Raw genomic sequence first — 13,916 nt, 5'->3', positions numbered from 1 at the left:
GATGCATGGAATCCACCATGCAGCTAACGAACACACAGTAGGCAGCCCCATGGCCACCGAACTCACCGAAAACCAGGCCACTTCGAACATCGCCGCGCAAAACGGCGATGTGGCCAACCGCGAGATCCACGAACAGCTCGGCCGCAAGTACAGCGCCGGCTTCGTCACCGCGATCGAATCCGAATCGCTGCCGCCCGGCCTCGACGAAGACGTGATCCGCGCGATCTCCGCGCGCAAGAACGAGCCGGAATGGATGACGCAGTGGCGTCTCGCTGCGTATCGCCACTGGCTGACGATGACCGCGCCGCACTGGGCGAAGCTGCAGATCGCGGAGATCGACTTCCAGGCAATCAGTTACTACTCCGCGCCGAAGGGCCCGAAGTACAACTCGCTCGACGAGGTCCCACAGGAACTGCTCGATACGTACGAGAAGCTCGGCGTTCCGCTGCATGAGCGCGCCAAGCTCGCCGGCGTCGCGGTGGACGCGGTGTTCGATTCCGTGTCGGTCGGCACCACCTTCCGCAAGGAACTCGCCGAGAAGGGCGTGATCTTCTGCTCGATGTCCGAAGCGATCCGCGAATATCCCGAGCTGGTGAAGCAGTACCTCGGCAGTGTCGTACCGACCGGCGACAACTACTTCGCCGCGCTCAACTCGGCGGTGTTTTCCGACGGCTCGTTCGTGTTCATTCCGAAGGGCGTGCGCTGCCCGATGGAACTGAGTACCTACTTCCGCATCAACGCGAGCGAAACCGGCCAGTTCGAGCGCACCCTGATCGTGTGCGAAGAGAAGGCCTACGTTTCCTACCTCGAAGGCTGCACGGCGCCGATGCGCGACGAGAACCAGCTGCATGCGGCGGTGGTCGAGCTGGTCGCGCTGGAAGATGCGGAAATCAAGTATTCGACGGTGCAGAACTGGTATCCCGGCGACGAGGAAGGCCGCGGCGGCATCTACAACTTTGTCACCAAGCGCGGCGAGTGCCGTGGCGCGCGCTCGAAGATTTCGTGGACGCAGGTTGAAACCGGTTCGGCGATCACCTGGAAGTACCCGTCGTGCGTGCTGCTGGGCGACGACTCGGTCGGCGAATTCCATTCGGTCGCGCTGACGCACCACCGCCAGCAGGCCGACACCGGCACCAAGATGATCCACATCGGCAAGCGCACGAAGTCGAAGATCGTCAGCAAGGGCATCAGCGCCGGCCGCGGCCAGAACACCTATCGCGGCCTGGTGCGCGTCGAGAAGAACGCCGAAGGCGCGCGCAACCACACCCAGTGCGACTCGCTGCTGATCGGCAAGAAGTGCGGCGCGCACACCTTCCCGTACATCGAGGTCAAGCATCCGAGCGCGACGGTGGAGCACGAAGCAACGACATCGAAGATCAGCGACGACCAGCTGTTCTACTGCCGTTCGCGCGGCATCAGCGAGGAGGACGCGGTGTCGATGATCGTCGACGGCTTCTGCAAGAGCGTGTTCCGCGAGCTGCCGATGGAGTTCGCGGTGGAGGCGAAGAAGTTGCTGGAAGTGAGCCTGGAAGGCGCTGTCGGATGAAGCTCACCTATCTTCTGCCCCTGCTCCTGCTGACCTGCAACTCCGTCGTCGCGGCACCGGACTGTGGTTCCAAAAACACCCAGAGCGAAATGAATGCCTGCGCGGCGCAGGAATTCCGTGCCGCGGATGCGGAGCTCAACGAGATCTACCACGCGATACTGAAACAACATGCAAGCGATGCACTTTTCCTGAAGAAGCTGAAGGCCTCGCAACGACTCTGGATCCAGTTGCGTGATGCCGATCTGGAAGCCCGGTTCCCGCTGGCACCAGGCCAGAGCGCGCAGGTCGAGTACGGCTCGATATACCCGTTGGAATACGCAATCGCCAAGACAGAACTCACCCGAGAGCGCACCCGTTATCTGCGAGCCCATTGGCTGCCAGACAACAGCCGCTGAGCCTCGCTACGATCGAATCAACCGACAAGAACCCCTTCCATGCTGAAAATCGAAAACCTCCACGTCCGCGTCGCCGGCAAGGAAATCCTCAAGGGTCTCTCGCTCGAAGTCCGCGCGGGCGAAGTGCACGCGATCATGGGTCCCAACGGCGCGGGCAAGTCCACGCTCGGCAACGTGCTCGCCGGCCGCGAAGGCTACGAGGTAACCGAAGGCTCGGTGACGTTCCAGGGCCAGGACCTGCTCGCACTGGAACCGGAAGAACGCGCCGCCACCGGCGTCTTCCTCGCCTTCCAGTACCCGGTCGAGATCCCGGGCGTGAACAACACTTACTTCCTGCGCGCCGCGCTCAACGCACAGCGCAAGGCGCGTGGCGAAAGCGAACTGGACTCGATGCAGTTCCTCAAGCGCGTGCGCGAGAAGCTCGCCGTGCTGCACCTGAAAGACGACCTGCTGCAGCGCGCGGTCAACGAAGGCTTCAGCGGCGGCGAGAAGAAGCGCAACGAGATCTTCCAGCTCGCCCTGCTCGAACCCAAGCTCGCGATCCTTGACGAGACCGACAGCGGCCTCGACATCGACGCGCTGAAGAACGTCGCCGAGGGTGTCAATTCGCTGCGTTCGCCCGATCGCGCGTTCCTGGTTGTGACGCACTACCAGCGGCTGCTCGATTACATCCGACCGGACGTCGTGCACGTGCTGGCCGATGGCCGCATCGTCGAGACCGGCGGCCCTGAGCTGGCGATGCGGCTTGAAGAACACGGCTATGCCTGGATCAAGGATCGCGTGGCACCGGGGGCGTCGGTCTGAATGAGCGCGCTGCTTGACTCCTTTGCTTCGGCCTTCGAAGCCCTGCCCAGCCGCGATGCGGCGGGCTTGAGCGATTCGCGTCGCGCGGCGCTTGCCGCCGCATTGCTGGACGGCCTGCCCGGCCCGCGTAGCGAGCGCTGGAAGTACACGCCACTGCGCGCGTTCGAGCGCCGCGCTTTTGCTCCTGCTTCTGAACAACCCGCCGCGTTCGACGGCGCCTGCATCGCCGGCATCCCCGGGCCACGCCTGGTCTTCGTCAACGGCCGCTTCGACGCTTCGCACAGCACCTTGCATGGGCTACCGACCGGCGTGTCGCTGCAGCCGCTCTCGCAGGCACTGTCGCAGGCAAGCGAACAAGGCGACGAGCGCGAGGTGAACTTCCTCGCGCGCCGTTTCGACCGCGCCGATGAAGTCTTCGCCCGCCTCAACGCCGCCCTCGCCGAAGAAGGCGTGGTGTTGCGCGCGGAAGCCGGCGCGAGTTCGACGCAACCGATCCACCTCGTGTTCGTCGGCGCGCCGGCCGAACGCGACCTCGCCTCGCATCCGCGCCATTTCATCGAGCTGCGCGGCGACGCCGAACTGGCCGTGGTCGAGCACAATCTCGCCAGCGGCGCCAACAGCCACTTCGCCAACAGCCTCACCCACGTGCACCTGGCCGCGCGCGCGCGCCTCACCCATGTGCGAGTGCAGGACGAAGCCGCGGGCGCCTCGCTCGTCACCCGCACCGATGCCGTGCTTGCGCGCAGCGCGACCTACCTGCGGCTCGACCTCGAACTCGGCGGCGCACTGTCACGCCACGAACTCAATGTCTCGCTGCAGGGCGAAGGCGCGCAGGTGATCGCCAACGGCGTGCTGCTCGCCGATGGCAAGCGCCATCTCGACACCCGCCTGGGCATCGACCATGTCGCGCGCGACACGCGTTGCGAGCTGCTGTGGCGCGGGCTTGGCGCGGGCCGGTCGAAGGCTGCGTTCCACGGCGGCATCACGATTCGTGAAGGCGCCGACGGCAGCTTCGCTTCCCTATCGAACAAGAACCTGCTGCTCTCCGCCGGTGCTGAAATCGACACACAGCCCGTACTCGAGATCCACGCGGACGAAGTGCAGGCCGCGCACGGCGCCGCCGTCGGACAACTTGACCCGACCGCGATGTTCTACCTGCGCAGCCGCGGCATTCCGGAGGAACAGGCGCGCGCCCTTCTCACAGCCGCGTTCTGCCGCGAAACCGTCAACGTGATCGAAGACGCCCCATTGCGCGAGCTGTTGCTGGCGAAGCTCGATGCCGCGCTGTCCCGCCTGGAGCCTGCCGCATGAATGCCGCGCGCGAGAACACGATCGACTGGACCCGCGTGCGCGCAGACTTCCCGCTGCTCACGCGCGAAGTCCACGGCAAGCCTCTGATCTACCTCGACTCCGCCAACACCGGGCAGAAGCCGGCGAGCGTGATCGATGCCGTCGACGACTTCTATCGTCGCCACAACGCGAACGTCAGCCGCGCCGTGCACACGCTCGGCACCGAGGCGACCGATGCGTACGAAGGCGCGCGCCGCAAGCTGGCGACGTTCTTCAACGTCCGCGCCGACGAACTCGTGCTGGGCAGCGGCACCACCTTCGCGCTGAATCTGGTCGCGTATTCGTGGGCGCTGCCACGCCTGCAACCGGGCGATTCGATCGTGCTCACGCGCATGGAGCACCACGCCAACATCGTGCCATGGCAGCTGGTCGCCGAGCGCACCGGCGCGAAGATCAAGGTTGCCGAGATCAACGACAACGGCGAACTCGACACCGAGGCCTTGTTCGCGCTGCTCACGCCGGAAGTGAAGCTGCTCTCGCTCACGCACGTTTCCAACGTGCTGGGCACGGTGAACCCCGTGCGCGAGATCTGCCGCGAAGCACGCCGCCGCGGGATCGTGACCGTGATCGACGGATCGCAGGCCGCACCGCATCGCTCCGTCGACATCACCTCGATCGGCTGTGATTTCTATGCGTTCACCGGCCACAAGATGTGCGGCCCCACCGGCACCGGCGCATTGTGGGCACGTCGCGAGCACCTCGCCGCGATGCCGCCTTTCATCGGCGGTGGCGAGATGATCAAGGAAGTGCGCTTCGAGGGGACCGTGTACAACGAGGCGCCGCACAAGTTCGAAGCAGGAACGCCGAATATCGCCGGCTTCGTCGGCCTGGGTGCATCGGTGGATTACCTGTCCGCGTTGGGCATGATGAATGCCGGGGCGCGGGAACAGGAACTGCTTCGCCATGCGACCGAGGAGCTGGACAAGGTTGAAGGGCTGCGCATTTTCGGCCGTGCCGCGGAGAAGGCCGCGGTAGTCAGTTTCCTGGTCGAAGGCGCGCACGCGCACGATCTCGCCACCCTGCTCGACCTGGAGGGCGTCGCGATCCGTTCCGGCCACCACTGCGCGCACCCCCTGATGCACCACTTCGGCGTTCCGGCAACGTGCCGCGCCTCGTTCGCGTTCTACAACACGCATGAGGAAGTCGATGCGTTCGTGGTGGCGCTGCGCAAGGTCCGGAAGCTGCTCGCGTAGGGCAACCCCGGGCCGGAGCCGCGTTCGCCATATCCTGGCGCTGCCGACCTGCACCTGCCCTTCGTGGTTCCGGGGCGCTGCGTTACGCTTGCCGAGACACACCACGGGCACCGACATGGCTGACAATCCCGATCTCGTCGCACTCCTGCGTGACATCCGCGACAATCAGCGTGAAGCCATCGTGCTGCAACGCGAGCACATGCAGCTGTACCAGCGCCAGCTGGAGCGCATCGAACGCATCAACGATCGCGCCGAAGCGATCCAGGGCCGCGCCGGCAAGGCGATTCGCTTCATCCTGCTGATCGCGATCCCGCTGGTCTGCCTGCTGCTCGTACTGATGCTGTTCCCCTACTTTTCCCGTCTCTTCGCATGACCACCGAATCCACGATGACATTCCGCGTTGCCACCCACGCCGACACGCCTGCGCTCGTTGCGCTGGTCGAATCCGCCTATCGCGGCGACGCGAGCAAACAGGGCTGGACCACCGAGGCCGACATGCTGGACGGCCGCCGCACCGGCGTCGACGACATCGAGGCCTGCATCGCGCGGCCGCAGAGCCGCATCGTGATCGCAGAGCGCACTGCGGCCGATGGCACGCCGGAGCTGCTGGCCTGCGCCCACGTCGCGATGGAAGACGGCGCGGGTTACTTCGGCATGTTTTCCGTGCGCCCTAACCTGCAGGGCGCCGGCATCGGCAAGGCCGTTCTCAACGAAGCCGAACGCATCGTGCGCGAAGAATGGAAGGCCCCGACCATGCGCATGACCGTGATCGACATACGCGACGAACTCATCGCGTTCTACGAACGCCGTGGTTACCGCCGCACTGGCAGCAAGAAGCCGTTTCCGTATGGCGACGAGCGCTTCGGCGTGCCCAAGCGCGACGACCTGCGCTTCGAAGTGTTGGAAAAGGCCCTCTGAACTCCTGCATCAAGGACCGGATCGACCATGGGTGATTGGGTATTCGTCTGCGCCACATCGCAACTGCTGCCGGGCGAATCCACGGTGGCCTGGGACGGCGACACGCCGATCCTCATCGTGAACTACGACGGCGACTTCTATGCGATGGAAGACAAGTGCTCGCACGAGGACTTCGAACTCTCCGCGGGACACTTCGATGCCGACGAAGCCACGATCGAGTGCGCGCTGCATGGCGCGAAGTTCGATGTGCGCGACGGCCGTCCGCTGTGCGCACCCGCCTACGAGCCGGTGGTGAAGTTCCCGGTCAAGGTCGACGAAACCGGCGTGTGGACGCGCGACGACCGCGGGTGATCCCGACGGTATTTCTTGAAAGCAGTCGATGAAGTCTGTGCGGCACCCCCGGCCCGCCTTCTTGCAAATGCGAATCGGTCTCATTAACATGAGCTGCGAAGCGGCAAGACGCCGCGCAAAGTGCCCAGGAAGTCATGTCCATCCGTCAGTCCCCCGCCGTGAGGCCGCTCGCGGCCGCCCTTTCGTTCGCCCTCAGCTTCAATGCGCTCGCTGAAGTTCCGGCCGATGACGCAGGCGCCCGCTCCGCACGCGATCTGGACGAAGTCGAAGTACAGGGTCAGCGGGTCACCATGCCCAACTCGGTCAAGTACACCGAGGCCCTGGTCGACACGCCACAGACGATCACGGTGGTGACCCAGAAGGTCATGTCGGAACAGAACCTGCTGTCGCTGCGCGATGTGCTCACCACGCTGCCCGGCATCACCTTCGGTGCAGGCGAAGGCGGCGGCGGTTATGGCGACAGCATCACCCTGCGCGGCTTCAACGCCAGTACCGACATCACGACCGACGGCGTGCGCGACAGCGCGCAATACAGCCGCACTGATACCTTCAACGTCGACGCGGTCGAACTCATCAACGGAGCGAACTCGGTCTATTCCGGCGCCGGTTCGGTCGGCGGCAACATCAACCTCGTGAGCAAGCGTGCGCGCAGCGGCGACTTCACGCTGCTACAGGGCAGTGCTGGCACCGACAGCTACGGCCGCATTGCGATCGACACCAACCAGGACCTCGATAACGGGACCGCCGTGCGCTTCAATGCGATGGCGCATCGCAACGACGTCCCGGGCCGCGACGTGGAGGAATTCGAGCGCTGGGGCATTGCGCCATCGATCGCGTTCGGCATCGGCACCGATACCCGCTTCACGCTCAGCTATCTCCACCAGAGCGACGACAACACCCCGCAATACGGCGTGCCGTACTACAGCGCGTTCGGTGGCCTGCTTCCGGGTGCCGATCGGGAAAACTATTACGGCTACAGCAACATCGACAAGCAGGAAATCGATGTCGACATGCTGACCGGCGTATTCGAAAAGGACATCGGCGATGCCTCGACGCTGCGCAGCCTCGCTCGCTTCCAGAAGGTCGACCAGCTCAGCGTCGTCGATGCCCCGCAGGGAACCTGGTGCCTCGCGAGCGGCGTCAACCCGGCGAACGGCCAGCCGTGCACGGTACCGGACACCTTCACTCCGAGCGGCGGTCCGCGTGGTCATCAGCGCGATACCAGCAACGCCATCGCGATCAGCCAGACCGACTTCACCACCGTGTTCCACACGGGTGCTGTCGAGCATGCCCTCGTGGCCGGCGTGTCGTTCTCGCATGAAAGCTTCGACCTGACGTCTTCCGCCCTGTTCCGGAATCCGGACGGCACAGTCTTCGTCCTGCCGACCACGTCCATCAGCAATCCGGACCATGTTTACACCGGCCAGATCAATCCGACGCTGACCGGTCGCACCGAAGGCACACTCGACAACCAGGCCGCCTACGTCTTCGACACGCTGAAGTTCGGCGACCGCTGGATGCTGAACCTCGGTGCTCGCTTCGAGCACAACGAAGGCGACAGCGTCGTGTGGAACATCAAGACCTACACCGCTCCCACGGCGACGAATCCGAATCCGGATAACACCAACATCGGCGCCGTGCTGGCGATTCCGCCGGCGGCGAAGAACAGCGATGACCTGTTCTCGTACCGTGCGGGCCTGGTGTTCAAGCCGGCATCGAATGGATCCGTCTATCTGTCGTATTCGAACAGCAAGACGCCGTCGAAGGCATCGGTCAACGGCAGCTGCACGCTTTCGAGCACCACCGGTACGGCAAACTGCAATGTCGATCCCGAGACGGCGATCAACATCGAGCTCGGAACGAAGTGGGACGTCCTGGACAACCGCCTGTCGCTGACGGCGGCGGCATTCCGCAACGATCGCCAGAACTACCGAGTTTCGGATCCGGGCAATCCCGACAATCCGCTCGGCGAGCAGCAGCTGGATGGCGAAGCGCGCGTCGACGGCATCAGCGTGGGCGCTGCAGGGCACATCACCGACACCTGGTCGGTATTTGCGAACGTGACCTGGCTCGATAGCGAAGTGCTGCAGGGTGTCTCCGACTTCTGCATCGACAATCCGAGCACGGCTTGCGGCAACACTGCGGCCAATCCGGACCCATTCGCGGGCCGGGCGATCAGCGGCACGCCGGAACGTTCTGGCAGCCTGTGGACCACCTACGACCTGGATCGCTGGACCTTCGGTTACGGCGTGACGTACCAGGGCGGCTATGAGTGGTACAGCACGTCGGGTGCGAATGCAGGAGCGATCAAGGGTTACACCACGCACCGCGCGATGGTCGGCTACAAGGTCAACGACAGCCTCAGCCTGCAGCTCAACGCCAGCAACCTGTTCGACAAGGACTACTACGTCCGCGTCCGCAACAACGGCTGGGCCACGCCGGGCGATGCACGTTCGGTGGTACTGACCGCGGCTTACAGGTTCTAATCGGAAACTCACTGGAGCCGCCCCGTTCTTACGCGGCAGGCATAAAAGGGGAAGCAACTCGATGCTGCTGCACGTCCCGCAAGTCCTCACCGCCGAGCAGGTCGCGCACTGCCGTGCGCGTCTTGCCCAGGCGGATTGGGCCGACGGCCGCATCACAGCTGGATACCAGTCGGCCCAGGCGAAGGATAATTCGCAGTTGCCGGAAGACGGCCCGATCGCGCACGAACTCAGTGCCCTCGTCCTGCAGGCGCTGTCGCGCAACTCGACGTTCTTTTCCGCGGCGTTGCCGCAACGGATCTATCCGCCGCTGTTCAATCGCTACGGCGGCGGGCAGTCGTTCGGCTTCCATGTCGACAACGCGGTTCGCTACGACCGCTCGCGCGGCGGCGCCGAGCCGATTCGCACGGATGTCTCCGCAACGCTGTTCCTCAGCGCGCCCGAAGAGTACGACGGCGGCGAACTGGTGATCGAAGACACCTACGGCACCCAGCAGGTGAAGCTTGCGGCCGGCGACATGGTGCTCTATCCGGGAACCAGCCTGCACAGGGTCACGCCCGTTACGCGTGGCGAGCGCCTGGCGAGCTTCTTCTGGATCCAGAGCATGTTGCGCGAGGACGCGCAGCGACGGCTGATGTTCGAACTGGATGTGTCGATTCGCCGACTCACCCAGGATGTACCCGAGCATCCCGCGCTGGTGCAGCTCACCGGCGTCTACCACAACCTCCTGCGTCGCTGGGCCGAGCCCTGAGTCCGCACTACTTTCCGAACCCAATCGAAGCATGAACGCCACGACCCTCAGCGCCTCCGCAACTGCCCGCCGTCGCAGCAACACCACTTATCGCTGGATCCGTCAGTTGCACTTGTGGATCGGTGCATGGGGTGCGCTTGCGACGATCATTTACGGGTTCACGGGCCTGGTGATGAACCACCGCTTCGGCGAAGGCGCATGGCCGCAGGGCGACACACAGGAAGCTGGACGCGCGACGCTGCAGATTCCCATGGAGGCTCGCGTCACCCCCGAGGAGCTCTCGCTGTGGCTGCGCAAGACGCAGGGCCTGGATGCGCAAGTGATCCGCAAGGGTCCGCCCGGTGGCGGACGCGAGGCGCCGCGCGAAGGCAAGGAAGGCAAGGCGGCGCCGAAATGGAGCCTGAGCGGTGGCACGGCCAGCGATTCGTGGGCGCTCGAATACACGCCGGGGCAGGACAAGGCGGAACTCAAGCGTAATTCGCACACGACGATGGCGGCCTTCAACCGCCTGCACAAGGGCGTGGGCGGCGGCTGGAGCTGGTTGTTGCTGGCCGACAGCTTCGCCATCGGCATGTTGCTGCTGGGCATCTCGGGCATCTGGATGTGGGTGCGCGGGCGCACTGCGAAGCAGATGGTCGTCAGCGTGATGGGCGTGTCGATCGTCGTGCTGGTGATCGTGCTCGGACCGGCGTTGTTCTGACGACCGGGTCTAGTAGTTATGTTCGATCCAGAACCGAACTAATCGTCGACGTTCTGCGCGCCGGCGGGAGTCACGCGTACCAGCAGCAGCTCGCCACCACCTTCGATGACATGGCGTAGGCGTGTCGCACCGGCCTGCAGGATTGCGGTGTCCGCAGTTTCCAGTCCAGGAAGCCCCGAGTCGTCCGCAAAACGCGCGTGCCCCGCAAGCAGGTGCACCGCCCAGGTCGAACCTGGCTCGACGAAGATCACCATCGGACCCACCAGCGGCCGATGCCACAGGTCGGCCTGTACCTCATCGCGCCGCCACATCAGGTTGAAGTCGTGCGTCGGGCCATCCACGAGTTCGCCGGTCACCGCGCGCTCACCGGCAAACCGCAACTTGCCGTGCGGCGGTTCCAGTTCGTGCACTTCGCCCTCATCGAAACGCAGGCGAAGCCCGTTGCCCGACAGCAGCACGAGCTCGCGATCGATACCGGGGAAGGAAGAGAACGCGGAATCGCGTTCGATCTCGGCGATCGACAGGCGCCAGCTCCACTCGCCCTCCTCCGGTGACCGGTAGATCTCCCGCGTCCAGCCGAGCTGGTTGCGCCAGCGTTCGCGGCGGTATTCGTTGGCGGGAATCACCCAGGAGCAGCTGGTCTGTACGTCGGCCATGCCCAAGTTTAACGGGGGTACCTGCAAGCGGCGGACACGCCGCCTTGATGTCGACGCGGACGTGAAGCACGCAAGAAAAGATCCGCCCGGCCACGAATCCTTCGTGGGCCGGGCGGCACATCCATGTCCAGACTGCGTCTGTTGTCCTCGGGCATCCAGCCCTGATCCATGCAATGGCTCAGCGTTTGGCAGCCGGACGAACGGTGGCGGCCGGCTTGCGTGGCGCGGCCGGTGCGCCGCCGGCGACGACGATGCGATCGCGGTTCTTCTCGACCGTCTTGAGGCCAACGCCCTTGACCAGGGTCAGCTGTTCGGCGCTCTTGAACGCGCCATTGGCCTTGCGGTACGCGACGATCGCTTCCGCCTTGCTCGGGCCGATGTTGAGCAGCACGCGATCGATGGTGGCGGCATCGGCGGTGTTGATGTTGACCTTGTCGGCGGCGAAGGCGCTGCCGGCGAACAGCAGCGAGAGAACGAGGGTCTGCAGCAGGGTGACGAACTTGTTCATGGCATTGCTCTCCTTGCGTGATGGGATGTTCCGGTTCGATCCGGCGTCAGCGGCCGGTGAGGACAGTCTCCACGGCCCACCCAGAGCAACCCATCGGCGCAATCCTTGTCCCTGGCCGGGAAAAGCCCGCTTCCGAGGTAGGAAAAAACCCACCTGCGCTAGACTGATCGGCCTAACCCCTTCCAAATCCGCGCTTTTCCCCCGAAAAGCCTGCAGCCGGGAATTCCAATGGATAGCCGCAAGATCGAGCAGTTCGTCTCCGCCAAATGGGACGAGGAAATCGTTCCGCAACTCGTCGAATACATCCGCATCCCGAACAAGTCGCCGATGTTCGACGCGGACTGGGTCAAGAACGGCTACATGGACGCCGCGGTTGCGCTGATGGAGAAGTGGGCGCGCGCGCAGGACATTCCCGGCATGCAGCTCGAAGTGGTGCGCCTCGAGGGCCGCACGCCGCTCATCTTCATCGACATCCCCGCCGCGAACGGCGGCAGCGACGAGGATTGCGTGATCCTCTACGGCCACCTCGACAAGCAACCCGAGATGACGGGCTGGGACGACGACCTCGGCCCCTGGAAGCCGGTGATCAAGGGCGATCGCCTGTACGGCCGCGGCGGCGCGGACGATGGCTACGCGATCTTCGGCTCGCTCACCGCGGTCAAGGCGCTGCAGCTGCAGAACTTGCCGCATTCGCGTTGCGTGGTGCTGATCGAGGCCTGCGAGGAATCCGGCAGCTACGACCTGCCCGCCTACGTCGACCACCTCGCCGACCGGATCGGCAAGCCGTCGCTCGTCGTGTGCCTGGATTCGGGCTGCGGCAACTATGAGCAGCTGTGGTGCACCACTTCCCTGCGTGGCCTCGCCGGCGGCAACTTCACCGTGAAGGTGCTGGAAGAAGGCGTGCACTCCGGTGATGCGTCGGGCATCGTGCCGTCGAGCTTCCGCCTGTTGCGACAGTTGCTGTCGCGCATCGAGGACGAGAACACCGGCCGCATCATTCTCGAGGGCCTCCACGTCGAAGTGCCCGCCGAACGCCTGGAGCAGGCGAAGGAAGCCGCGCGTGTGCTGAACACCGCGATCTTCGACAAGTTCCCACTGCTCGCCGGCATGAAGCCCATGTCGGACGATCTCACCGAGCTCGTGCTCAATCGCACCTGGCGGCCTGCGTTGTCGGTGACCGGCGTCGATGGCATGCCGCCCCTATCGTCGGCCGGCAACGTGCTGCGGCCGCACACGTCGGTGAAGCTGTCGCTGCGCTTGCCGCCGACACTGGAAGGCAAGAAGGCCGGCGACCTGCTGAAGCAGACCCTCGAAGCCAATCCGCCGAACGGCGCGAAGGTCACCCTGGAACTGGAGAAGGCCAGCACCGGCTGGAATGCGCCCGCGATGTCTTCGTGGCTGTCCAACGCGATCGATACGGCGAGCCAGGAATTCTTCGGCGCGCCGGCAATGTACATGGGCGAAGGCGGAACGATTCCGTTCATGGGCATGCTCGGCGAGAAGTTCCCGGGCGCGCAGTTCATGATCACCGGTGTGCTCGGTCCGCATTCGAATGCGCACGGGCCGAACGAGTTCCTGCACATCCCGATGGGCAAGCGCGTCACCTCGGCCGTGTCTCGCGTGATCGCCGAACATCACCTGGCCAGCCTGCGCGGCGAAACGCGCGGCGTCGCGGCGGTGGCGGGTGGCGAGCAGCGTGGGGATCATGGTTGCTGCTGATTGGCGGCTCATCGTCTGAATGCAAAAGCCCGGCTTCGGCCGGGCTTTTGTTTTGACGTCATTCCTGCGGCTTGCGGATGAGCAACCGCGGGACTGACGAGCAACAGCATGTCCGCGGACAAGCCTCCAGCAATGCTCTCAATAGCCGCGAACACCCCACGCTGCACCGCAGCGTGCCCGCACCGAAGCGGCTGTTAGGATGGCCGCGCCCCACACCGACCAACGATTCAACAGGAGCATCTCCATGTTCGAAGGCGTCATTGGTTACATCATCGGCGGCGCAGTCGTCGGCATCCTCGCCCGCTTCTTCAAGCCCGGCGCGGACCCGATCGGCTGGATCCTCACCATCCTGCTCGGCATCGCGGGTGCCCTCGTCGGCAGCCGGCTGGCGGCCATGCTCAATCTCACCAGCACCGTCATGGTCTGGGTCTGCGCGATCGTCGCCGCCATCATCCTGCTGTTCCTCTATGAAGCCATTCGCAGGAAGACCTCGAAAGCCACTGCCTGACATCGATCCTGCAGAAACCAAAACCCCGGCCGGC

General features: G+C 64.5%; 15 protein-coding genes. 13 read left to right on the top strand and 2 right to left on the bottom strand.

Going from position 1 to position 13,916, the window contains the following annotated elements; genetic code table 11:
- The first annotated feature begins 49 nt into the window (after positions 1-49).
- From sufB to ASD14_RS09690, 11 genes are all read left to right on the top strand, one after another.
- Positions 50-1,546 carry a Fe-S cluster assembly protein SufB gene (gene sufB / locus ASD14_RS09740; protein WP_056132678.1) on the top strand — a complete coding sequence of 499 codons (1,497 nt, stop codon included), beginning with the start codon at positions 50-52 and terminating at the stop codon, positions 1,544-1,546.
- Complete coding sequence (locus ASD14_RS09735; RefSeq protein WP_056132674.1) at positions 1,543-1,941, top strand: lysozyme inhibitor LprI family protein; 399 nt, start codon at positions 1,543-1,545, stop codon at positions 1,939-1,941. Before sufB ends, ASD14_RS09735 begins: the two co-directional genes overlap by 4 nt.
- Before the next feature lie 39 nt (positions 1,942-1,980).
- Positions 1,981-2,745, top strand: a complete 765-nt coding sequence (sufC, locus tag ASD14_RS09730; RefSeq protein ID WP_056132671.1) for a Fe-S cluster assembly ATPase SufC — start codon at positions 1,981-1,983, stop codon at positions 2,743-2,745.
- On the top strand, positions 2,746-4,056 hold the full coding sequence (gene sufD / locus ASD14_RS09725; protein ID WP_056132670.1) for a Fe-S cluster assembly protein SufD: 1,311 nt from the start codon (positions 2,746-2,748) through the stop codon (positions 4,054-4,056).
- Positions 4,053-5,288 carry a cysteine desulfurase gene (locus tag ASD14_RS09720; protein ID WP_056132667.1) on the top strand — a complete coding sequence of 412 codons (1,236 nt, stop codon included), beginning with the start codon at positions 4,053-4,055 and terminating at the stop codon, positions 5,286-5,288. Before sufD ends, ASD14_RS09720 begins: the two co-directional genes overlap by 4 nt.
- Positions 5,289-5,403: 115 nt before the next feature.
- The gene (locus tag ASD14_RS09715) at positions 5,404-5,661 is read left to right on the top strand and encodes a hypothetical protein (protein ID WP_056132664.1); all 258 of its coding nucleotides are present in this window, start codon (positions 5,404-5,406) and stop codon (positions 5,659-5,661) included.
- On the top strand, positions 5,658-6,206 hold the full coding sequence (locus ASD14_RS09710; RefSeq protein WP_056132661.1) for a GNAT family N-acetyltransferase: 549 nt from the start codon (positions 5,658-5,660) through the stop codon (positions 6,204-6,206). Before ASD14_RS09715 ends, ASD14_RS09710 begins: the two co-directional genes overlap by 4 nt.
- A 27-nt stretch (positions 6,207-6,233) precedes the next feature.
- Positions 6,234-6,557, top strand: a complete 324-nt coding sequence (locus ASD14_RS09705) for a non-heme iron oxygenase ferredoxin subunit (RefSeq protein WP_056132658.1) — start codon at positions 6,234-6,236, stop codon at positions 6,555-6,557.
- A gap of 134 nt (positions 6,558-6,691) precedes the next feature.
- Complete coding sequence (locus ASD14_RS09700; RefSeq protein WP_056132656.1) at positions 6,692-9,043, top strand: TonB-dependent receptor; 2,352 nt, start codon at positions 6,692-6,694, stop codon at positions 9,041-9,043.
- 61 nt (positions 9,044-9,104) lie between these two features.
- Positions 9,105-9,791, top strand: a complete 687-nt coding sequence (locus tag ASD14_RS09695) for a Fe2+-dependent dioxygenase (protein WP_056132653.1) — start codon at positions 9,105-9,107, stop codon at positions 9,789-9,791.
- A 31-nt stretch (positions 9,792-9,822) separates the two neighbouring features.
- Entirely contained in the window at positions 9,823-10,491 is a 669-nt protein-coding gene (locus ASD14_RS09690; protein WP_056132650.1) for a PepSY-associated TM helix domain-containing protein, read from the top strand.
- Between the two features lie 38 nt (positions 10,492-10,529).
- Here ASD14_RS09690 and ASD14_RS09685 read toward each other — a convergent pair whose 3' ends face one another.
- Both ASD14_RS09685 and ASD14_RS09680 read right to left on the bottom strand, forming a co-directional pair.
- A complete protein-coding gene (locus tag ASD14_RS09685) occupies positions 10,530-11,147 on the bottom strand; it encodes a HutD family protein (protein ID WP_056132647.1) in 618 nt (205 codons plus the stop codon).
- A 178-nt stretch (positions 11,148-11,325) separates the two neighbouring features.
- Complete coding sequence (locus ASD14_RS09680) at positions 11,326-11,655, bottom strand: ComEA family DNA-binding protein (protein ID WP_056132644.1); 330 nt, start codon at positions 11,653-11,655, stop codon at positions 11,326-11,328.
- 228 nt (positions 11,656-11,883) lie between these two features.
- Between ASD14_RS09680 and ASD14_RS09675 the strand changes: the two genes are divergently transcribed.
- Complete coding sequence (locus ASD14_RS09675; protein ID WP_056132642.1) at positions 11,884-13,374, top strand: M20 family metallopeptidase; 1,491 nt, start codon at positions 11,884-11,886, stop codon at positions 13,372-13,374.
- A 244-nt stretch (positions 13,375-13,618) separates the two neighbouring features.
- Positions 13,619-13,882, top strand: a complete 264-nt coding sequence (locus ASD14_RS09670) for a GlsB/YeaQ/YmgE family stress response membrane protein (RefSeq protein WP_056132639.1) — start codon at positions 13,619-13,621, stop codon at positions 13,880-13,882.
- The last annotated feature ends 34 nt before the right edge of the window (positions 13,883-13,916 follow it).

Source organism: Lysobacter sp. Root494 (genome assembly GCF_001427225.1).
GTDB lineage: Bacteria > Pseudomonadota > Gammaproteobacteria > Xanthomonadales > Xanthomonadaceae > Agrilutibacter.
This window is presented reverse-complemented; position numbering and strand designations above follow the sequence as displayed.